Source organism: Mycolicibacterium iranicum (assembly GCF_002101705.1).
GTDB classification, from domain to species: Bacteria; Actinomycetota; Actinomycetes; order Mycobacteriales; family Mycobacteriaceae; genus Mycobacterium; species Mycobacterium iranicum.
This window is the reverse complement of the sequence record NZ_LQPC01000022.1, coordinates 14,283-34,506: the sequence shown is the minus strand read 5'-3', so window position 1 is coordinate 34,506 and position 20,224 is coordinate 14,283. Positions and strand designations below refer to the sequence as shown.

The 20,224-nt window shown below is 65.8% G+C and carries 22 protein-coding genes; 13 read left to right on the top strand and 9 right to left on the bottom strand.

Annotated elements, in window-relative coordinates; translation table 11 throughout:
• Nucleotides 1-102: 102 nt before the first annotated feature.
• Nucleotides 103-1,062, top strand: a complete 960-nt coding sequence (locus AWC12_RS07290; RefSeq protein WP_024444962.1) for an alpha/beta hydrolase — start codon at nucleotides 103-105, stop codon at nucleotides 1,060-1,062.
• Nucleotides 1,063-1,116: 54 nt separating this feature from the next.
• On the opposite strand, the gene AWC12_RS07285 is transcribed toward AWC12_RS07290, so the two are convergent.
• On the bottom strand, nucleotides 1,117-1,383 hold the full coding sequence (locus tag AWC12_RS07285; protein WP_024444963.1) for a hypothetical protein: 267 nt from the start codon (nucleotides 1,381-1,383) through the stop codon (nucleotides 1,117-1,119).
• Nucleotides 1,384-1,523: 140 nt separating this feature from the next.
• Between AWC12_RS07285 and AWC12_RS07280 the strand changes: the two genes are divergently transcribed.
• Both AWC12_RS07280 and AWC12_RS07275 read left to right on the top strand, forming a co-directional pair.
• Entirely contained in the window at nucleotides 1,524-1,862 is a 339-nt protein-coding gene (locus AWC12_RS07280) for a DUF3253 domain-containing protein (protein WP_085173282.1), read from the top strand.
• Nucleotides 1,863-1,872: 10 nt separating this feature from the next.
• Nucleotides 1,873-2,421: a class I SAM-dependent methyltransferase gene (locus AWC12_RS07275; RefSeq protein WP_024444965.1), complete on the top strand. Its 549-nt coding sequence runs from the start codon at nucleotides 1,873-1,875 to the stop codon at nucleotides 2,419-2,421.
• Here AWC12_RS07275 and AWC12_RS07270 read toward each other — a convergent pair.
• Both AWC12_RS07270 and AWC12_RS07265 read right to left on the bottom strand, forming a co-directional pair.
• Complete coding sequence (locus tag AWC12_RS07270; protein ID WP_085173280.1) at nucleotides 2,401-2,808, bottom strand: DUF4267 domain-containing protein; 408 nt, start codon at nucleotides 2,806-2,808, stop codon at nucleotides 2,401-2,403. The two genes, AWC12_RS07275 and AWC12_RS07270, sit on opposite strands and share 21 nt — an antisense overlap.
• A 50-nt stretch (nucleotides 2,809-2,858) precedes the next feature.
• Nucleotides 2,859-3,371: a DinB family protein gene (locus tag AWC12_RS07265; protein ID WP_024444967.1), complete on the bottom strand. Its 513-nt coding sequence runs from the start codon at nucleotides 3,369-3,371 to the stop codon at nucleotides 2,859-2,861.
• A gap of 61 nt (nucleotides 3,372-3,432) precedes the next feature.
• Here AWC12_RS07265 and AWC12_RS07260 point away from each other — a divergent pair, with 61 nt between their 5' ends.
• Both AWC12_RS07260 and AWC12_RS07255 read left to right on the top strand, forming a co-directional pair.
• On the top strand, nucleotides 3,433-4,974 hold the full coding sequence (locus AWC12_RS07260) for a class I adenylate-forming enzyme family protein (RefSeq protein WP_085173278.1): 1,542 nt from the start codon (nucleotides 3,433-3,435) through the stop codon (nucleotides 4,972-4,974).
• A 125-nt stretch (nucleotides 4,975-5,099) separates the two neighbouring features.
• Entirely contained in the window at nucleotides 5,100-5,852 is a 753-nt protein-coding gene (locus AWC12_RS07255; RefSeq protein WP_024444969.1) for an alpha/beta hydrolase family protein, read from the top strand.
• Nucleotides 5,853-5,886: 34 nt separating this feature from the next.
• Here the strand turns inward: AWC12_RS07255 and AWC12_RS07250 are convergent, their stop codons facing one another.
• Entirely contained in the window at nucleotides 5,887-7,194 is a 1,308-nt protein-coding gene (locus tag AWC12_RS07250) for a hypothetical protein (protein WP_085173276.1), read from the bottom strand.
• A 282-nt stretch (nucleotides 7,195-7,476) separates the two neighbouring features.
• On the opposite strand from AWC12_RS07250, the gene AWC12_RS07245 reads away from it, so the two are divergent.
• A complete protein-coding gene (locus tag AWC12_RS07245) occupies nucleotides 7,477-7,911 on the top strand; it encodes an MOSC domain-containing protein (RefSeq protein ID WP_085173274.1) in 435 nt (144 codons plus the stop codon).
• Nucleotides 7,912-7,913: 2 nt separating this feature from the next.
• On the opposite strand, the gene AWC12_RS07240 is transcribed toward AWC12_RS07245, so the two are convergent.
• Nucleotides 7,914-8,441, bottom strand: coding sequence for a hypothetical protein (locus tag AWC12_RS07240; protein ID WP_085173312.1), 528 nt, complete (start codon nucleotides 8,439-8,441; stop codon nucleotides 7,914-7,916).
• 121 nt (nucleotides 8,442-8,562) lie between these two features.
• On the opposite strand from AWC12_RS07240, the gene AWC12_RS07235 reads away from it, so the two are divergent.
• Entirely contained in the window at nucleotides 8,563-9,174 is a 612-nt protein-coding gene (locus AWC12_RS07235; protein WP_085173310.1) for a YdcF family protein, read from the top strand.
• 15 nt (nucleotides 9,175-9,189) lie between these two features.
• Nucleotides 9,190-9,900 carry a CPBP family intramembrane glutamic endopeptidase gene (locus AWC12_RS07230; RefSeq protein ID WP_085173272.1) on the top strand — a complete coding sequence of 237 codons (711 nt, stop codon included), beginning with the start codon at nucleotides 9,190-9,192 and terminating at the stop codon, nucleotides 9,898-9,900.
• 7 nt (nucleotides 9,901-9,907) lie between these two features.
• Here the strand turns inward: AWC12_RS07230 and AWC12_RS07225 are convergent, their stop codons facing one another.
• From AWC12_RS07225 to AWC12_RS07210, 4 genes are all read right to left on the bottom strand, one after another.
• On the bottom strand, nucleotides 9,908-11,167 hold the full coding sequence (locus AWC12_RS07225) for a PE-PPE domain-containing protein (protein ID WP_085173269.1): 1,260 nt from the start codon (nucleotides 11,165-11,167) through the stop codon (nucleotides 9,908-9,910).
• Between the two features lie 454 nt (nucleotides 11,168-11,621).
• The gene (gene ripD / locus AWC12_RS07220) at nucleotides 11,622-12,248 is read right to left on the bottom strand and encodes an NlpC/P60 family peptidoglycan-binding protein RipD (protein ID WP_085173267.1); all 627 of its coding nucleotides are present in this window, start codon (nucleotides 12,246-12,248) and stop codon (nucleotides 11,622-11,624) included.
• A 196-nt stretch (nucleotides 12,249-12,444) separates the two neighbouring features.
• Nucleotides 12,445-12,942 carry a thiol peroxidase gene (gene tpx / locus AWC12_RS07215; protein WP_024444246.1) on the bottom strand — a complete coding sequence of 166 codons (498 nt, stop codon included), beginning with the start codon at nucleotides 12,940-12,942 and terminating at the stop codon, nucleotides 12,445-12,447.
• Nucleotides 12,943-12,984: 42 nt separating this feature from the next.
• Nucleotides 12,985-13,668 (bottom strand): DUF899 domain-containing protein, encoded by a 684-nt coding sequence (locus tag AWC12_RS07210; RefSeq protein WP_085173265.1) that lies wholly within the window; start codon nucleotides 13,666-13,668, stop codon nucleotides 12,985-12,987.
• A 100-nt stretch (nucleotides 13,669-13,768) separates the two neighbouring features.
• Between AWC12_RS07210 and tenA the strand changes: the two genes are divergently transcribed.
• From tenA to aceA, 5 genes are all read left to right on the top strand, one after another.
• Complete coding sequence (gene tenA / locus AWC12_RS07205; RefSeq protein ID WP_024444248.1) at nucleotides 13,769-14,467, top strand: thiaminase II; 699 nt, start codon at nucleotides 13,769-13,771, stop codon at nucleotides 14,465-14,467.
• A gap of 113 nt (nucleotides 14,468-14,580) precedes the next feature.
• Nucleotides 14,581-15,846 carry a GTP cyclohydrolase II gene (locus tag AWC12_RS07200; protein WP_024444249.1) on the top strand — a complete coding sequence of 422 codons (1,266 nt, stop codon included), beginning with the start codon at nucleotides 14,581-14,583 and terminating at the stop codon, nucleotides 15,844-15,846.
• A gap of 50 nt (nucleotides 15,847-15,896) precedes the next feature.
• On the top strand, nucleotides 15,897-17,120 hold the full coding sequence (locus AWC12_RS07195; protein ID WP_085173308.1) for a DUF1688 family protein: 1,224 nt from the start codon (nucleotides 15,897-15,899) through the stop codon (nucleotides 17,118-17,120).
• Nucleotides 17,120-17,746 (top strand): uracil phosphoribosyltransferase, encoded by a 627-nt coding sequence (upp, locus tag AWC12_RS07190; RefSeq protein ID WP_268787600.1) that lies wholly within the window; start codon nucleotides 17,120-17,122, stop codon nucleotides 17,744-17,746. The genes AWC12_RS07195 and upp overlap by 1 nt, the downstream gene beginning before the upstream one ends.
• A gap of 54 nt (nucleotides 17,747-17,800) precedes the next feature.
• Nucleotides 17,801-20,101, top strand: a complete 2,301-nt coding sequence (gene aceA, locus AWC12_RS07185; RefSeq protein ID WP_085173263.1) for an isocitrate lyase ICL2 — start codon at nucleotides 17,801-17,803, stop codon at nucleotides 20,099-20,101.
• The last annotated feature ends 123 nt before the right edge of the window (nucleotides 20,102-20,224 follow it).

Sequence of the window (20,224 nt, the reverse complement as noted above, 5' to 3'; positions counted from 1 at the left end):
ACATGACGAAGTAACCGATGCGGCACAGCGGCTGCGGGGGGTTGATGTGCAGCAACCAGGCACGCGCGTCTTCGGGCGCGCTCTAGAGGACAGGCTGTTCACATGAATCTGATGCGAGGCGTGTTTCGACGACTCTCTGTTGGCGCTCTGGTGGCGCTCTTGCTGTCAGGGCTCATCGCGGTCGCGGGCGGATCGGCCACCGCGGGCGCATACTCCCGACCGGGACTGCCGGTCGAGACCCTGATGGTGCCCTCGGCGGCGATGGGCCGCGACATTCCGGTCAAGTTCCAGGGCGGTGGTCCGCGAGCGGTCTATCTGCTGGACGGTCTGCGGGCTCGTGACGACAACAGCGGTTGGGATATCGAGACGGCCGCATTCGAGACCTTCTTCGAATCAGGCGTTTCGGTGGTGATGCCGGTCGGCGGAATGTCGAGCTTCTACACCAACTGGCAGGGCCCGGCGGTCGGCAACGGCACCACGTACAACTACCAGTGGGAGACCTTCCTGACCTCGGAACTGCCGGCCTACCTGGCAGCCAACAAGGGCATCTCGCCGAGTGGCAACGCCGTGGTGGGCCTCTCGATGTCCGGGAGTGCGGCGCTCATCCTGGCCGCCTACCACCCCGGCCAGTTCAGCTATGCGGGGTCGCTCTCGGGTTACCTCAACCTCTCCGACGGCGTGTGGCCACTGCTGGTCAGCATCGCGATGCGAGACGCGGGTGGATTCAACTCCGTCGCCATGTGGGGTCTCGGCGGAAGCCCGGCGTGGCGACGCAACGACCCGACCGTCAACGTCGGCCGACTGGTCGCCAACGGCACCCGCATCTGGGTCTACTGCGGTACCGGGCGTCCCGGTGAACTGGGTGGTGGCGGGGACGTGCCCGGACAGGTGCTCGAGGCGATCACGCTGGACAGCAATAAAAACTTCCAGCGGGCCTACCAGTCCGCCGGAGGTGGCAACGGCGTGTTCAACTTCCCGTCCAACGGCACTCACGGCTGGGGATACTGGGGCGGCCAACTCGGCGCCATGAAACCCGACATTCAGCGGGTACTCGGCGCCTGACAGACCGAAGGCCACCGCAGACCCGGGTCTGCGGTGGCCTTCGCCGTTTCAGCCTCAGTACGTCGGGATGAACACGCCGTTCAGCCAAACGCCCCAGTGCTGCCAGCCCTCGTCCCACACCTGCGGCTGGCCGTTGGCCCACACCGGGTCGACGGGCTTCGGCGGCGCACCGGCCGGTGCCGTTCCGACGTTCGGGCCCGCGGGGGGAACCGGCGGCGGCGTCCAGCCGGGCTGCGCGGCAGCGGTGGACGCGACGCCCATCGCGCCTGCGGCGAGCCCGCCGAAGACGGCTGCACTGGCAAGAACTTTGCTCAACATCATCTTGAGTACTCCATTCCGGGTGATGACCCGCAGTTGACGAGAACGATTGAGGAACTATCCACAACCAGGTGGTGGTAAACCCGCCGCTTGCGGATTCCCAGGTCGACACCAGCTTGTGTGGGCTATTGCACACTGGGGGTATGGCTGGGCAGCTGCACACCGAGCTGACGCGCATCGCCGAAGGCGACGGACCCGGGGCTGCTGCGGCGCGCAGAGCACTGTGCAGCGGGCCGATGCGCCGCCGGTTGAAGGCGGCGATCTGCGCGCTCGCCGAACATCGCGGACCAGACAGCAGCACATGCCCTTCCGATGCCGCGCGTGCCGTCGGTGGCGCGGACTGGCGTGGATTGATGGAAGACGCTCGTGACCTCGCGCGTGAGCTCGCCGCGGCGGGCACCGTCGAGATCACTCAAGGCGGGAAAGTTGTTGACCCCGACAGTCAATGGCGAGGCCCCATCCGAATCCGCAAGCGCGCCTAAGCTTCACCTCATGGCCGACGCGGACAGGACGCGGTGGGACCGGCGCTACCGCGAACAAGGATCGACGCCGCCCGGAGATGTCGCTCTGCCCAGCGTGTTCCAGCCCTACGCCAGCCAGTTCCCCAGAGCGGGAAACGCTGTCGATCTGGCGTGTGGGGTCGGCGCGGCGGCGGTGTGGCTCGCGCGTCGGGGCCTTCACGTGTGGGGATGCGATGTGTCGCCGGTGGCGATCGCCCGGGCAGCCGAACTCGCCGCTCGGTGCGGGCAGGCCGAGCGCTGCACCTTCGTCGTCGCCGATCTCGATGACGGCCTTCCGCCGGGAGAGCCGGCAGACGTGCTGCTGTGCAACAAGTTCCGTGACCGCAAGCTCGACGATGCGATGATCGACCGGCTCGCGCCCGGGGGCATTCTCGCGATCAACGTGCTCAGCGAGGTTGGCGCGTCACCTGGACCTTTCCGGGCCCGTCCCGGCGAGCTGCTGCAGGCGTTCGCAGCACTGGAAGTGATCGCCGACGACGAAGCCGACGGCGAAGCATGGCTACTCGCCCGACTCGGGTGACGGTGTTTTTGTCGCTTTCCCTGGGCGCCTCGACGCACCCCAGAGGCCGACGCCGATGCCGACGACCGCGCCACCGAGCCCGATCATCTTCTGGGACTGGCCCAACTTGTCGTGCACACTCATGCCGCCCAAAAGATCGGCGGCGTCGGCGCCGCCCGAGGCCAGGAACCAGCCGCGCGTGTTGCGCCCCCGCAGAGCGGTGCTGACCAGCATTCCCCCGATCAGCGCGTCCCGATAGCCCATCGAGCGCAGGAGCAGGCGTGCCGTCGGTGGTGGCTCATCGGGATCGCCCCAGAGTTTGTTGGCCCGCAGTGGGTCGACGAGAAACTGGACGCCCGATGCCAGGCGAATGGCCCCGACGAGCAGGGCTGCGCGATCTACGGCCATGGCGCGAACCCTACGCAATACCGACACCCGCGGTAGCGATTTTGCGGACGTCAGACGCCCGTTGCTCCGTCGATGCGTTCGCGGAGCAGATCGGCGTGACCGCTGTGGCGGGCATATTCACCGATCATGTGGACATAGATCCACCTCAGCGACACCTCGGTGCCCATGAACGGGCTGACATCGTCGAGCGAGCGGCGAGCGCAGAGGGCACGGGCTTCTTCGACCTCGCGCTGCCAAATGGCCACCGCGTCGGCGAACTGGACGTCTTCGGCGAGATCGAATCCGCCGTCGTGGCCATGGGTGTCCACCGACGCGTCATAGATGGCTGGCGCGGACTCGCCGGCGAGGACGCGGCGAAACCAGTTCCGTTCCACTTCGGCGAGGTGCTGCACCAGACCCTGGAGCGTCAGCGCGGACGGCGGCGCCGACACCGCACGAACTTGAGCGTCGTCGAGGCCTTCGCATTTCCCCAGCAGCGTGGCTCTATAAAAGTCCAGCCACGCCTCGAGCGTCGTGCGTTCATCACCGTTCATCGGAGGCGTCGTGCGTTCGCGTGCGGTCACGGCTGACGATCCTGCCATCGGAAACCGACACCGACGCCGCGATGTTGGAGAAGATCGGCCGGTGGACCACGAACCCCTGACCGTGCCGGCCCTGTTGTCCCGCGCCGTGCGCGACTTCGGAGCCCGCACCTATCTGGTGACTCCGACCGAGCGGCTCACCTACGCCGACGCCGACCGGCGGTCCGCAGAGCTGGCCCGTCGGCTCCTCGCTTGCGGCGCCGGGAAGGGTTCGAGGATTGGGCTGTTCTTCGCCAACGGCGCGGAGTGGGTGACGTGGTGGCTGGCCGCCTCCCGCATCGGCGCGGTGGCGGTGCCGTTGAGCACGCTGTACCGGCCCGCTGAGATCGCCAAGGTGTTGCGGCTGGCCGACGTCGGCCTGCTCGTTGCTCCGTCCCGAGTGCTCAACACCGACGTTATCGAGACGCTGGAAGCCGCCTTCCCCGAGCTGAGCCAGCACCGCAGTAAGCGGCTGGAAATGGTCGCCGCGCCGCATCTGAGGACGATCATCATGACGGGCGACGAAAAGCCGCGGTGGGCCGTGCGGCCCGATGGCGACGCGGTCTCCAGCGATATCCAGGTGGCTGCGGAAGCCGAGGTCTCCCCCGCCGATCTGGCGATCATGGTGCACACGTCGGGATCCACCGCCGACCCGAAAGGGGTGCTGCACACCCACGGGACCCTTGTCAGGCAGACGTCGACGTGGCCCGACGCGATCCGCGCCGTCACGGGATCCGCCGCCGATCCGGTCATTCTGGCCGCGATGCCGTTCTTCTGGGTCGGTGGAGTGCTCGCGGCGATGGGCGCCCTGCACGCGCCGGTCACGCTACTGGTGATGGCGCGCCTGGACGCGGAGGTCGCGCTCGACCTCGCGGAGTCCGAGAGGGCCACCGGGATCGTCGGCTGGCCGGCCTTCACGCAGCGCATGCGCGAGCACCCCAGCTTCGGCGAACGTGACCTGTCGTCAGCGCCGATGCTGCGCGATGGACCACTTGATATCGCCATGACCAAGGTTCCCGACGGATTCCCGGTGCACCGCACCATGTCCGAGACTGCGGGTGGATTCGCCTTCACCGAGATGAAGATCGTCGACGATGCGGGCGCGCCCGTGGCCGACGGCACGGTCGGAGAACTTCTGGTGCGCGGCGTCGGCGTGATGGCGGGCTACAACAAACGCGAACGCGGCGAGACCTTCGATGCCGACGGCTGGTACCACACCGGCGACCGCGTCTACCGCAGAGCCGACGACCCGCGACTGTTCTACGTCGGCCGCACCGGCGACATGATCAAGACCTCCGGGGCGAACGTCTCGCCGCTGGAGGTCGAGGCGGTGATCGAAAGCTTCGATGACGTCGCCCAGTGCGTGGTGGTGGGGCTCGACCACGCCGAGCGCGGCGAGGAGGTGTGCGCGGTGCTGGTCTCCTCGGCGGACATCGTCGATGTCGACTCGGTGGCTCGGCGGACGCGCGAGGCGCTGTCGGCGTACAAGGTGCCGACGCGCTGGATCATCGTGACGAGCGACCAGATACCCACCCTGCCTAGCGGCAAGTTGAACCGAAAAGCGTTGCGTGAGTGGGTCATTTCTCGCGAGGCAGGAGCTCGGTGACGAAGCTGTCCACGAAGCGCTGCGTGGCGCTGCTGCCCGCTGGCCGGATCACGAACTCGGTGAACTCCGCGTCGAGATACGTGACCTGGGGCGCGATTCGAATCGTGCGATGACAGGATGTGTACGTGGCAGAACGAGTCACCTTTCCCAGCAGCAGTGGGCCGACACTCGCCGGTCTGATCGACCTACCCGACGGCGATGTCCGCGGGTGGGGCGTCTTTGCGCACGGGTTCACGCTCGGTAAGGACAGCCCCGCGGCGAGCCGTATATGCAAACAGCTGGCCGGCGAAGGCATCGGCATGCTGCGGTTCGACAACCTCGGACTTGGTGATTCCGAGGGAGATTGGGGTGACGGCTCTTTCTCGCACAAGGTCGAGGACACCATTCGCGCCGTGGAATTCATGAACGGCCGAGGCTGCGAAGTGCGGCTTCTGGTAGGGCATTCCTTCGGCGGCGCGGCGGTCATGGCGGCGGCACACGGCTGCCCGTCGGTGGCTGCCGTGGCAAGTGTCGGCGCGCCGTTTCAGCCCGCACACGTCGAACACAACTACGACGCGTTACTGCACCGTATCGAAGCCGACGGTGAGGCGCTGTTCCTCGTCGGGGGCAAGGCGCTCACTCTGCGACGGCACTTCATCGAGGACGTGCGGTCGGCGGACCTGAGGGAGCGGATCAAGACACTGCGCCGCGCCCTGCTGGTGATGCATTCGCCGACGGACAACACAGTTGGCATCGCCAATGCCAGCGACATCTTTCGCGCGGCACGCCACCCCAGGAACTTCATCTCGCTCGAGGGCGCCGACCACCTGCTGACGGGCAAGAATCAGGCGGCCAGAGCGGCGCGCATCATCAGTGCCTGGGCCGACCCTTACCTGTGAGCTCAGGTAAGGGTCGGCGCTGACCGGTCCTGGCTCAGTTGTCGGAGTCGTTGCCCTTGGAGTCCTGGTTCGCGCCGGAGTCCGAGGTCTTGTCCGAGCTGTGGGACGGTGCCTTCTTGAAGCTGTCCGTCACCTTGGAGACGGTCGAGGTGATGGAATCCCTGACATTCTTGACCGCTTCGCTGGTGGCGGTGGGCTTGCGATGCTTGGGACCTGTGGGCGCCTTCTCTTCGGGCAGCCGCAACGTCTCTTCGGGCACCTCATCGGCCGCGCTGATCGACTCGGCGGTATCGGGGTCTTCGAAAACCGGTCCCGGGATGGGCTTGTTCTCCGGATTGGGAACGAACGGCGCACAGATCGCGCACTGCGTTCCGAGCACGAACGGGTTGAAGGCCGTGTTGACGCCGTTGGCCAGGCTCAGCACGTTCTCAGTCGCGAACTCAGGAGTCACCGGCTTGATGTCGTTGACGTCCGGAGCCTCGGTGAGACTGTCGTAGAAGTTGGTGAACGGCGCCGCCGGATCCAGCTTCACCGTCTCGCCCGACCACGGCACCTCAGGGCCTTCGTCGTCCTTGACGTAGCACTGTCCGTCCTCGCTGCACGTGATCGGGGCGCGCGTAGTCGGGAATGTGTAGCCCTCCGGCGAAAACATCGCCGCGACGTGTCGAAGGTCGAACATTTTGCTGAGGATTCCGCCGACGTTGTCGCAAGCGCCGGGGCCGGTTCCGGAGCAGCCGACGTCCATTGGTAGCTGAGATGCGGCGATGGCGGCGAACATGTTGCCAAGCGGCACCGAGAGCGCCGGGAACGGAACGAGAATGTTGGTGATCGCCTGGTAGCGGGAGGGGTCGGCGGGGTCGGTGCCAAGAATGTTGGTCTGGCTGTAGAGCCACCAGTTGCCGGTGTACCGCAGGTTCCGGCCCAGGCCCACGATATTGCCGTCCGGCTGGGTCAGTGTGACGCCCTCGTACGTCGGCTGGAAACTGAAGTCGCCCTCGGGGTCCGATCCCAGTTGCACATTGCCCTCGCCCATCGCGAACAACACGTTGTAAGGGACGTTTGCGAGCGCAATGAAGAGGTTGGCGGGGATGTTCAGCACGTTCGTGCTGTCTGCGGTCGGGGTGAACGTGGAGGTGGACGAGGCGGGCGATGAAACGTCGGTCGGGCCGCACAGCGCGCCGGCCTCGCCGGGTCCGCAGGCCAGCGTTGCCGCGACCAGTGCGACGTCGATATTGAACTGGTGCTGGAGAAGTTGTGGATTGGTGACAGGGTTCGCGGAGATGACTCCGGCCCCCACCAGTGCGACTCCCGCGGTGACATAGGTACGTGCTGCTGAACGCATGACGTGACCCCTCCAAGTTGCTATAGGTGGCCCCGACCGCTGGAAACGTATCCGCGATCGAACCCGTTGTCCACCTGAATGAGGCACTTTCTCGCAAAATGTCTCTTTGCTGACGGCGGCGTCAGTTCGCGTCTCTAATTGACTGCAGCAAAAGAATTCGGATGCTCGCCGAGGAATTCGCGACGTTTCTCTGTCTGCACTGCCGCATTCATCACGAAAACGGCGTTCCGGCCGGTACCCGACATCGAGGCCGAATTTCGCGCGGACCTAGACTTGCGCCCCGTGCAGGTTCTCGCCATCCACATCGCGCCGGGCCGGAAGGTGCCGGCGCGCTCCGTCGAGTCGGTTGAAGCCGAAGCCGGCGCGGGGCTGGTCGGCGACCGCTATCACGGCACCAAACACCGGCACGTGACCATCCAGTCGCAGGAGATGTTGAACCTGGCGGCCGACGAGCTCGGCCAGCCCATCGACCCCGGAGCCACCCGCCGCAACCTGACCGTCGACACAGGGCACATTCCGACACGTCCCGGCAGCCGGCTGCGGATCGGTGACGTCGAATTGGAGGTAGTGCGTCAAGCCGCACCTTGCCGATTGCTCGACGACTGGATCGCCCCCGGCGCGGCGAGAGCGATGAGCCAGCGCGGAGGTTCGGTCTGCCGGATCCTGACGTCGGGATCAATCAGTGTCGGCGCGAGGGTGCACCTTCCTGCCCAGTGAGGTCAGCCGCCGTCGCCGCCACCGACTTCGGCGGGAAGTGGAGGCGGCAGAGGTGTTGCCGGCGTCGAGGTCGTCTCTTCCGCGGTGGCCGGTTCTTGAGACGACGTACCCGACCTCGCCTCGTGGAAATCCACCATCGGTTCGTCGCGGATCACCTTCTCCCCCACGCTGACCACAAGCGCACTCGACGTCACCAGGTATTCGATACCGTCGTTGGTTGCGACAAACGCACCGTCGGAAGATCGCGACGCCGGCACGATCAGCCGTGCGCCGTCGCGAACCCTCACCCCGCGGTATTCGTACTCGCCATCGGTATCGCGGCAGATCGCCACCCGGGAGCTCTCGGTGCTACCGAAGACGACCATCACGTCCGGTGCCGAGCACCGCGCGGTCGAATCGATGTACCCCTGACTGTCGGAGGCGGGCGCCGACGACGCGCTCGGTGCCGCCACGAGGAAGAGCGGGACCGACGCAATTGCGGCGACCCCGGCGAGGGCCAGGGGGTGACGGGGTGGGCGGTGGGAAGACATCGCCTTCCACCAGACCACGTACCGGCCGATCCTTCCAATGTCAGTCCACGATGATCACGCATCGTTGGCTCTTCGAGACCGGACCGTAATGACTTCGGCTCGCACGGCGATGAACCGGTTGATGACTCATCGGTCTGTAGTGGCGCTGCGCCGTGCGGCGGCCCGAAGTAGGGCGGTGATCGCCGCCCTGGCGATGGCTCTCGCGGTCGTCGCCGGCGGCATGACCGGGGGCACGGCGCACGCGGCGCCGCCCATCGTGGCCAAGGACTTCTCCAAGCCCGCCATCGTCATCCTCGGCTACGGACTCAAGCCCAACGGCACCATGCGGCTCATCCTGCACACTCGTGTGCTGGCTGGAATGGCCGTCGGCCATATGTTCCCGCAGTCGCCGATCATCGTCACGGGCGGCAACCCGCGCAACGGCAACACCGAGGCCGGTCAGATGCGCAAGATGCTGCGCCTCTACGGCATCCCCGAAGAGCGAATCATCGTCGAGGACCGGGCCAACAGCACCGTGCAGAACGCGGCCTTCTCGGTGCCGTTGGCCAAGCAGGCGGACGCATCAGGGATCATCCTGGTGACGTCGTCGTCGCATCAGGACCGTGCTGACGGGAATTTTGCCGACGCCGGCGGCAACATCTTGGCGACCGTGAGTTTCCCCGACAACAACCCGTCGATCAACGTCGCGCAATTCGTCAAGGACGTACTCAGCCCCTTCATCAACGTCAGCTAGCGCTAGCGTTCTGCTGTGGTCGTTCATCCGCGGCAAACTCGCCGCCACCGTTGGGGATTGGGCGCCTTCGTCCTCGTCGAGGCGATCTACCTGCTCACCTCGGTGCTTGTGGCGCTTCCGTTCGCCGCCTCGGATCCCGCGCACGTTTCGGTGCTCCTCTTGGTCGTCGGCGTGCCGAGCGTTCTGGCGGCTGCGCTGGCGATCGTCATCACACACCTGCGCGGCAATGGGCCGCGAATCGATCTGCGTCTCCAATGGTCCTGGCGTGCAGCGGGACTCGGCGTGATCTTTGGGGTCGCGGGTCTTTTCGTGACGATCCCGGCATCGCTGCTGTGGACCCAGATCGTCGGGGAGGGCGCCAATTCCGCCGCGGGCGAGGTATTCGGCGCAACGCGAGGAGCCTGGGGTTGGGCCGTCGCGGTGTTCGTGCTCATCGCGATCGTTGCGCCGGTCTGCGAGGAGATCCTCTACCGCGGTCTGCTGTGGGATGCGGTGGACCAACGCTGGGGACGGTGGGTCGCGTTCGGGGTCACCACCGTCGTGTTCTCGATCGCCCATCTCGAACTGACCAGAACCCCGCTGCTACTGGTAGTGGCGATCCCGATCGGGTTGGCGCGCTTGTACACCGACAACCTGTCGGCCAGCATCGCCGCCCATCAGGTCACGAACCTGCTGCCGGCCCTGGTGCTGATGTTCACCGTCGCAGGCGCCATGCCTGCGTTGTGAGGATCGGCTATTCGGTCGAAGCGCCGGAGTCGCCGTCCGCGTCGGATTCCGACTCGGTCTGGGTGTCGGTGTCGGCTCGGGAGCCCGCGGATTTCGTGGACTTCCGGGCATCACGGGTCGATTCCGCGACCCCGGCACCGCGCTCGTCGTCGTCCGCGGCGGCATCCGGCTCATCGGCTTCGTCGTCCGGCTCCGCGGCTTCGTCGTCATCGGAGTCCGGCTCCGCGGCTTCGTCGTCACCGGAGTCCGGCGTGGCCGACGTTGTGTCGGGCGCCTCGTCCTCGTCTCCGTCCTCATCGACCGTGCCCTGGCCGAGGTCACTCGGCGAAAGGGCGGAGGCCGCCTCGGCTTCCCGCTCGTCGTGCGCGTCGTCCGGCGTTGCCGTAGCGAACGTGCGCGAGAGGTATCTCACCGCGGTGCGCTCGATGTCAGCGGTCGCGCCGCCGGGCAACACCTCACCCAGCACTTCGTCATGCCTTTCCGGATCGATGAGACCCGGATAGTCGCGATCGTAGGCCTCGTCGATCGCCTCTTTCAGCGGGCCGTTGAGAGCATCGGCGAGCTCGTCGAGGCCCAGCATGCGCAGCGGCTCCAGTAGCGGAAGGTTCTCGCGCCGGATCAGCACGTAGGTGGTGTTTCCCTCCTTCCACACCAGCTTGTCGGCGGTCTCGAGGTCGATGTTGTTGTAGCCGGGGATGTGAAAGTAGGCGAATCCGGCCAACGCGTTGGCGAGCGCGAGCAGGTTGCGCGGGTCGGTCGGGAAGTCGGCGGCACCGTCGTACTCGATGGCGATGTCGACCACGTCGTATTCGGTGTGTGGCGTGGGCTCGGCGAAGCCGCTGCGGACGCCGCCGTACTTGCGCTTCGGATTTGCGGCCAGCACGAACGACAGGTCCTCAGGGGCGGGCGCGTCTGCGCTACCCGCGGTCTCCTGGAGCCAGTGCGTGGCGATCGTCGCGCCCTGTGAAAAGCCGACGACCACCGTTGGCGGCGCGGTCACGCCGAATGCGGCTCGCAGGGCCCTCAGCCCATCCTCCTCGGCGCCTTCGGAAACCCCGGAGTTGTAGTCGACCGAGGTGCAGGAGTTACCCGATGCCTCTGAGCAGAAGGACCCACGAAAGATCTCGTCCATCTCCCAGTCGATCTTGCCGCCGAACGTGTAGCCCGTGACGGTAAGCACATTTGCTGCGAGCGTGTACGGCGTGGGAGCCGCGATGCTTGCTGCAGCAACTGTTGCAGCGCCGGTCGCAGCGAGTATTCCGCGCACGTGAAATCCTTACGTGGGACTTCCAGCAACGCTGGAGAGTGGGTGATCCAGGCCAGATGAGATTAATCGACACCCGTAAATCCCACAATATTTACGGCAGATTCGTGGGCAGCGCCAGGCCGTACTCGCAGACCTCCGCAATGACGGGTCACTGCGACGCGGTCTTCGTGGCAGTATCGCGCCGCAGGCGGGCGGGGTTACTTTGTCCATCCAGCGAACCCATGGTGGTCAGCTGGCCGATTCCTGCTGAACGAAGTATTCCGTTTGCTGTCAATGAGGTGAACGGTACAAAAAGGGCATTCGACAGAGCGTGTCAAAGCTCTTGTGCACGAATCGCTTTCGCGTCGGGTTCGGCCGATGGTCTGCTCGATGACGCGGCCCCGCGCCACGCTGGCCTGTCACGCGCGCCAGCGCCCACGAGGCCCGGCAGGAGGCCGGCGCCGGAGGCGGGGCATCAGGCAATGATGCGCACCAGGTAGGGGGTCATGTCCTTGGTGCGGACCGGCGACACGGCGACGCCGGCGTCGGTCGTCTCCACCATCTGCCCGTTGCCAACGAACAGCGCAACACTCTGCGTGCCCTCGGGGCCGTAGAAGATGAGGTCACCCGGCAGTGCCAAGGACGGCATGACCTTCTGGCCGACCTTGTACATCTCACCCGAGGAACGCGGCAGCTTCACCCCGACGCCGGCGTAGGCGTAGACCATCAGACCCGACGCATCGAATCCGACAACTTCCCTGCGCGGGGCGGGTGCCGTTGCGCCGGGAAGTGCCGGCACCGTCGCATTGGGGGTGACGCTCGGGAGGTTGAGGCCCGGTGTCACGTCCAGTGACTGGGCATCGACCTCCGCCTGGTCGGGAATGGCAGGGTCAGCGTCGGGCACCGCGACGGTCCCCTTGCTGGGTCCCGACGCGCCGCCGCCGCCGTAGGCGAACGGAACGCCGCGCTGAGAGAGCGCCCGTGCGATGACGGCCTCGACCGCCTTCTGGTTGGCCGCCGACCGCGTGGGTTGAGCCGTCGCCAAGCCCGGCGTCGCCAGCAAGAGGGCGAGACCGATGACCAAGACCAAGACGCGTCGCATTGCACTTCCCGCTTTCCGCAAGCCAGCGCCTTTGATCGACACTGGACTCATTGATTAACAACAGTCACTATGACCACTTCTACACCACCTACAAGGGTGTAATTCCGTCGTCGCAGGACGCTGAATCAAGGAGATGCGGTACCGGAATCGAACAGTGACCTATACCGGCGCGTCGCCCTCTAGGGTGTGTCGCGCGTCACGAACCGATCGCGGCCAGTGCGGCGTCGTAGTCGGGCTCTTGGCCGATCTCAGGCACCAGTTCGGTGTAGGCGACCTTGCCGTCGGCGTCCACCACGACCACCGCGCGACCGAGCAGTCCGGCCATCGGACCGTCGACGATCTTGATTCCGAAATCGTCGCCGAAGCTGTCTCGGAAGCCCGAACCCGATGTCACGTTCTCGATGCCCTCGGCTCCGCAAAAACGCTTCTGCGCGAACGGCAGATCGTTGGAGACGTTGAGCACCGTGACGCCGTTGGACGCTGCGGCTTCGTTGAACTTGCGCACGCTGGCAGAGCAAACAGGCGTGTCTACCGACGGAAAGATGTTGAGCAGCAGGGGCTTGCCGCGGAACTGCTCGTCGGAGATCGTGCCGAGATCGGTGCCTGTCAGTGTGAATCCGGGCGCCGCGGATCCGACGGCGGGCAGCTCACCAACGGTGTTGATCGGGTTTCCACGCAACGTTATCTGTGCCATGGCCACAGTCTGCCAAGTGCGCCGCGTGCCGTCGCGGCGGGGTTAGGGGCCGTACAGTCGCGCGACGTCTGGAGCGTCCAGCCACTTCGAATACGTCGGACTCTTGGGCCAGCCGTCAGGTGAGTCCTGCCACTCCTCCTGACGGCCCCACGGAAGGAGGTCGATCAACGCGAACGTGTGGCTGAGCTGTTCGGTGCCCCGACCGTTCGTGTGCCACGTCCGGTAGACGTTCTCGCCGTCTCGCAAGAACACGTTGACCCCGAATCCGGTTCCCGGCGCAGCGTCCACATCGGCCGCGAACGGACTCTCCGACGACGAATACCACTCCATCTTGTTGCCGACCCTGTCCCGGTAGGCGAGTGCTTCATCGATGGGGCCCGAGGTGACGATCACGAATTTCGCGTCGTAGTTGTCAAGGAACTCCAGCCGGGTGAATTGCGAGGTGTAACCGGTGCATCCGCCGCACTGCCACTCCGCGCCGTTGTCCCACATGTGGTTGTAGACGATCAGCTGCGAACGGCCGTCGAAGATGTCGGCCAACCGGATGGGCCCGTTGGCGCCGATCAGCGTGTAGTCCGGCATTTCAACCATGGGCAGTCGCCTCCGCTGCGCGGCGATCGCGTCGAGTTCACGGGTCGCGGCCTTCTCGCGCTTGCGGAGCTCGTCAAGAGCCGCCCGCCAGGTCGTCGCATCGACCACAGGCGGCAGCGCTGTCGAATCACTCATTACAGTCACCCTCCGGCAGGTTCGTTCGGTTGCAGATCGTTTCCGACATCGGTATCGACCGACCGGCCGCCTGAAACTCATCGCTGGAAGGAATACCCACATGCCCGTGGCGCCGCGCATCGGCCGCAACGAACCCGGCACCTGGACGGCGTCGCTGTGGTTGCAGATCACCCCGATCTACGACGCGATCCTGGACCACCCGTTCATCGGCGGCCTCACCGACGGCAGCCTCCCTGCGGACGTGTTCGCCGGCTACGTCGCCCAGGACGTGCACTACCTGCGCACCTACTCCCGCGCTCTTGCCGGCGTTGCGGCGAAGGCGCCCACGCTGGCCGACACCGCGATGTTCTCCCGGCATGCCGCGGAGGTGTTCGATGTCGAGTTGTCGCTGCACGGTGAGCTTCTGCCCGCACTCGGCCTCTCGGCCGACGCGGTCGATGCGGCTCCGGTGGCCCCGACAACGTTGGCCTACAACAGCTATCTGCTCGCAACCGTCTATGGCGGAAGCTTCGCCGACGGTCTGGCCGCGGTACTCCCCTGCTACTGGATCTATGCCGAAGTAGGGGCCGAGCTCCTGACCCGAGGGTCGACCGACGCGCGCTACCAGCGCTGGATCGACAGCTACGGCGGCGACGAGTTCGCCGCCACCGTCAGCGAGGTTCTTGCCCTGGCCGACCGCATCGGCCCCGAGCTCGCCGCGGCCGACGAATCGGCTGCCCGGGCTCATTTCGTCACGACGTCACGCTATGAGTGGATGTTTTTCGACGCGGCCTACCGTCAGGAGTCCTGGCCCGTGTGAGTGATCGATCGCGCCGAACGCCTGTGCTCCCCGAGGCGCGGAGCCCAGGCGTCGAGGTCTCGCACTGACTATGCTTGCGGATTCCCGACGAGCGAGCAGTAGCGAGGAGGTCGATGTCTCCCGGCGACGCGTCACCACCCGGTAGATCCTCTGGCGGGCACATCAGATTGACGTCGCACAGCGGAGGCAGCGACGCACCCGGCCTTCGTTGGGGTGCGCCGAGCGCGCAGGAGCGCGGACCGGTTGTCGGAACCACCACCACGCGCGCGCACCGCAACGTCGTCGGTACCCACAGCGGCGCCTACGGGGTCTATCGCGCCCTCGCCGTCGCGGCGGGCAAGCTCTCGCGGGAGCACCGCGCCGATCTCACCAACACCTCGCCGACCGACATCATCGGCCCACACCCGCAGTGGACGGACCTGGAGACGATCGTCAGCCTGGATCCGTGGGGCGCCATGGTCGCCGACGTGTTCGCCGGCCAGATCGCCGCCGGTCTCGACATCCGCCCGACCATTGCCGTCACGAAGGCGCAGGTGATCCTGCCCGAGGTCCACGACGCTATCGCGAAGGCCCGGTTGACCCCCGACGGGCGGGTGCTGCTGCCGACGGGGGCGGCGCAGGTGACGAAAGCGGCTATCGAGCCGGTCTGGTATCTGCCGGGTGTTGCGCAGCGATTCGGCTGCAGCGAGACCGATTTGCGCCGAGTCCTTTTCGAAGAAACAGGCGGCATGTACCCCGAACTGGTGACGCGCTCGGATCTCGACGTCTTCCTTCCCCCCATCGGAGGGCAGACCATCTATATCTTCGGTGACCCACGCGCTCTCGCCGACCCATCCGTCGAGTTGACGGCACGAGTGCACGACGAATGCAATGGGTCCGACGTGTTCGGCTCCGACATCTGCACGTGCCGCCCGTATCTGACCCACGCCATCGAGGAGTGCATTCAGGGTGCCCAGCGCGGCGGCGTCGGCCTGGTCGCCTACTCGCGCAAGGAGGGCCGGGCTCTGGGCGAGGTGACAAAGTTTCTCGTCTACAACGCACGCAAACGCCAGGTCGGCGGAGACACAGCCGACCAGTACTTCGCCCGCACCGAATGTGTGGCAGGCGTTCAGGACATGCGGTTCCAGGAGTTGATGCCTGATGTTCTGCACTGGCTCGGCATCCGCAAGATCCACCGCCTGGTGTCGATGAGCAACATGAAGTATGACGCCATCACCGGGTCGGGAATTGAGGTCGGCGAACGGGTTTCGATTCCCGACGAGCTGATCCCGGCCGACGCCCAGGTCGAGATCGACGCGAAGACGGCGGCCGGGTACTACACGCCAGGCGCGGTGCCCGATGTCGAGGAGTTGAAGAAGGCCAAGGGCCGGGGGTTATGAAGGCAGCCGATGAGCGCTTGCGCGAAGAGCAGAAGGCAGCCGATGAGCGGATGCGCGAAGAGCAGGAGGCAGCAGCAGCCCTGCGGACGACGGCTGCGGTGCGGCAGCGGTCTGCGCAGTTGTTGGAGCGTGCGCGCGGCGGCGAATCGCGCTGGTTCACCGTCGACGACGCCGCACTCGGCAGCGTCGCTGAGGAGGTCGCCGCTCTGACGCGCGAACGGTTCCCGGATCTCGACATTCCCTATCACAGCCGGTGGCGGCATTTCGAAGTCGGCGGGGTCGACCGTAAGGCTGACCTTGACCTATTGCTTGACGGCGCCGGGGCGCAGGAGCGGGCGCGGGCGATGATCGACCTCACGGTGGTGAGCGTGTTGCTGGACGCCGGCGCAGGAGCCGACTGGGGATACCACGAGACGCGGGGCGGATCGACCTCTCGGTACAGCCGCTCCGAGGGACTGGGGATAGCGACGTGGCACGGCTTCCTCTCGGGAGCGTTTTCGAGCGACCCCTCCCGGCCACTGCAGGTCGACGCGAATGGTCTGCGTGCGTTGACCGAGGCGAGGCTCGCCGAGATATTTCAGGTCACGCCCGACAACCCGCTGGTGGGTTTGGGGGGCCGACTGGCCTTGATGCGCAGGCTCGGCGATGCGCTGTCAGCCCAGCCCGACCGGTTCGGCGAGCACGGCAGACCCGGCGGTCTGTTCGATGCGCTGGCGACCTCCGGTGAGGTACACGCACACGACATCCTTATGGGTCTGTTGTCCTCCCTGTCCTCGATCTGGTTGTCGCGCAACACTATCGGAGACTTCGCACTCGGCGACTGCTGGCGACACGATGCGGTTCAGGGGCCTGGGCTCGCCGCGGGCTGGATGCCGTTTCACAAGCTGACACAGTGGCTGACGTACTCGTTGATCGAGCCGTTCGAATGGGCCGGAGTCGACGTACTGGAGGTGGATGCACTGACGGGATTGCCGGAGTATCGCAACGGGGGGCTGCTCCTCGATGGCGGCGTGCTGGAGCTGCGCGATAGTGCGGCTTTACGCCAGAGGTGGCAGCCCGGGCACGAGCTGGTGGTCGAGTGGCGGGCGTTGACGGTGGCACTGCTCGACGAGTTGGCGCCGCTGGTGCGCAGCGTGCTCGGTGTCGACGCCCAGCGGATGCCTCTGGCGTGTGTTCTCGAAGGTGGCACCTGGGCGGCGGGGCGCGCTTCGGCGCAGCGTCTACGAAACGGCCTTCCGCCGCTGATGGTCGACAGTGATGGGACGGTGTTCTAGTGGCGCTGCACGTCGTGGATCATCCGCTGGTGCAGCACAAGCTCACCCTCATGCGCCGGAAAGAAGCGTCCACCAACAGCTTCAGGCGACTGGTGCGTGAGGTGTCGGCAATGATGGCCTACGAGGTGCTGCGCGATGTCGCGTTACACGAGGTGGAGGTCGAGACGCCACTGGAACGCACGGCGGGTCACGCGATCGACGGCAAGAAGCTGGTCTTCATCTCGATTCTGCGTGCCGGCACCGGCATTCTCGACGGCATGCTCGAGGTGGTCCCGTCGGCGCGAGTGGGCCACATCGGTCTGTATCGCGATCCGAAAACCCTTATCGCGGTGGAGTATTACTTCAAAATGCCCGGAGATCTACACGAGCGCGATCTGATCGTGGTGGATCCGCTTCTGGCTACCGGCAACTCCGCGATCGCCGCCGTGGAACGCCTTCGGGAATATGGCCCGAAGTCGATCAAGTTCGTCTGCCTGCTCACGTGCCCGGAAGGCGTCGCAGCGATGACGGAGGCACATCCGGAGGTGCCGATCTACACGGCGGCCGTCGATCGCGAGCTCGACGATCGCGGATACATCCTGCCCGGCCTCGGTGATGTGGGTGATCGGATCTTCGGTACGAAATAGCTCCCAACTGCCCAAGTAACCCCGAGGAGCCCGTCGGCGGTCGTAGGGTGGGTTATGGCCATCATCGAGGCTGACCTCCAGCCGCAGACACCCTTCGAGCGCGATGTCGCCGAGACGCAAAGCTACTTCGACAGCCCCCGCTTCGAAGGCATCATCCGGCTGTACACGGCGCGGCAGGTCGCCGAGCAGCGCGGCACCATTCCCGCCGACTATCCGGTTGCCCGCGAGGCGGCGACCGCGTTCTATCCGCATCTGCGTGAGCTGTTCGCCAACGGCAAGAGCATCACGACGTTCGGTCCCTACTCTCCCGGCCAAGCCGTGGTGATGAAGCGAATGGGGATCGAGGGCATCTACCTGGGCGGGTGGGCGACGTCGGCGAAGGGATCCATCAGCGAGGACCCGGGCCCCGACCTCGCGAGCTATCCGCTGAGCCAGGTGCCCGAAGAGGCGGCGGGCATCGTGCGTGCTCTGTTGACCGCAGACCGCAACCAGCAATACCTGCGGTTGCAAATGACCGACGAGCAGAGGAAGACGACCCCCGAATACGACTACCGCCCGTTCATCATCGCCGACGCCGACACCGGCCACGGCGGTGATCCGCACGTGCGCAACCTGATCCGGCGTTTTGTCGAGAACGGCGTTCCCGGCTATCACATCGAGGACCAGCGCCCGGGCACCAAGAAATGCGGACATCAGGGCGGCAAGGTGTTGGTGCCCTCCGACGAGCAGATCAAGCGCCTCAACACTGCGCGCTTCCAGCTCGACATCATGCGGGTGCCCGGCATCATTGTCGCGAGGACCGATGCCGAGGCGGCCAACCTGATCGACAGCAAGGCCGACGAGCGCGATCAGCCCTTCCTGCTCGGTGCCACCAACCTGAAGATCCCGTCCTACAAGTCGTGTTTCCTGGCGATGGTGCGCCGTTTCTACGACAAGGGCGTCACCGAGCTGAACGGACACCTGCTTTACGCCCTGCCGGACGGGGAGTACGCGAACGCCGAGGCGTGGCTGGAGCGGCAGGGCGTGCTGGCGCTGATCGACCAGACCGCAGCGGCGTGGCAGGACGGCACCGAAGCGTCCCTCGACGCCGCCTTCGACACCGTGGAGTCGCGGTTCGTCGAGGCGTGGCAGGACGACGCCGGCCTCAACACCTACGGCGAGGCCGTCGCAGAGCTGCTGGAATTCCGTGAGCGCGAAGGAGAGCCGGCCGTGATGAGCGTGGCGGAGTGGCGCACCTTTGCCGAGCGGGCACCTCTCTACACCGCGCGGGAGAAGGCCAAGGAGCTCGGTGCGGACGTCGCCTGGGATTGCGAGCGGGTGAAGACCCCCGAGGGCTACTACCAGGTGCGTGGCGGCATCCCCTACGCGATCGCCAAATCTTTGGCGGCGGCGCCGTTCGCCGACATCCTCTGGATGGAGACCAAGACCGCGGACCTGGCCGATGCGAAGGAATTCGCCGACGCCATCCACGCCGTCTATCCGGACAAGATGCTGGCCTACAACCTGTCGCCGTCGTTCAACTGGGACACGACCGGGATGTCCGACGAGCAGATGCGGGCATTCCCGGAGGAGATCGGCAAGCTGGGCTTCGTCTTCAACTTCATCACCTACGGCGGGCATCAGGTCGATGGTGTGGCGTCCGAGGAGTTCGCGACCTCGCTTCGCCAGGAAGGCATGCTGGCGCTGGCCCGACTGCAACGCAAGATGCGACTCGTCGAATCTCCTTACCGCACACCGCAAACCCTCGTCGGCGGGCCACGCAGCGATGCCGCGCTCGCTGCTTCGTCGGGCCGCACGGCGACGACCAAATCGATGGGCAAGGGCTCGACCCAGCATCAGCACCTGGTACAGACCGAGGTGCCCAAGAAGCTGCTGGAGGAATGGCTGGCGCTGTGGGGCGAGCACTACCAGCTGTCCGAGCGGCTGCGTGTACAGCTACGCCCGCGTCGAGCCGGTTCGGACATCCTGGATCTGCAGATACTCAGCGACGGTGCCGAAGAGGGCGCGGCGCCACTGGCCAACGTCGTTGTCGACCCGATCAAGGATCGGCACGGACGCAGCATCCTGACGATCCGAGACCAGAACACGTTCGCCGAGCACCTGCGACAGAAACGGCTGATGGACATCATCCATCTGTGGCTGATCCACCGCTTCAAGGCCGAGATTGTCTACTACGTGACGCCGACCGAGGACAACATCTATCAGACCGACAAGATGAAGGCGCACGGCATCTTCAGCGACGTTTATCAGGAGGTCGGCGAGATCATCGTCGCCGACGTCAACCAGCCGCGGATCGACGAGCTCCTGGCCCCCGACCGGGAGGCTTTGATCCGCCTGATCAGCAAGCAGGACTGACGCCGCGCGGCCGTCACATCTCGGTCGCGGCCGAACGCGCCACCAATAGCGTTCTGCCGCAACCGATCCCACTGTGCTCTTGACAGGTGCATGCCACCAGTCAACGCCGCTCGGGTATGGCGG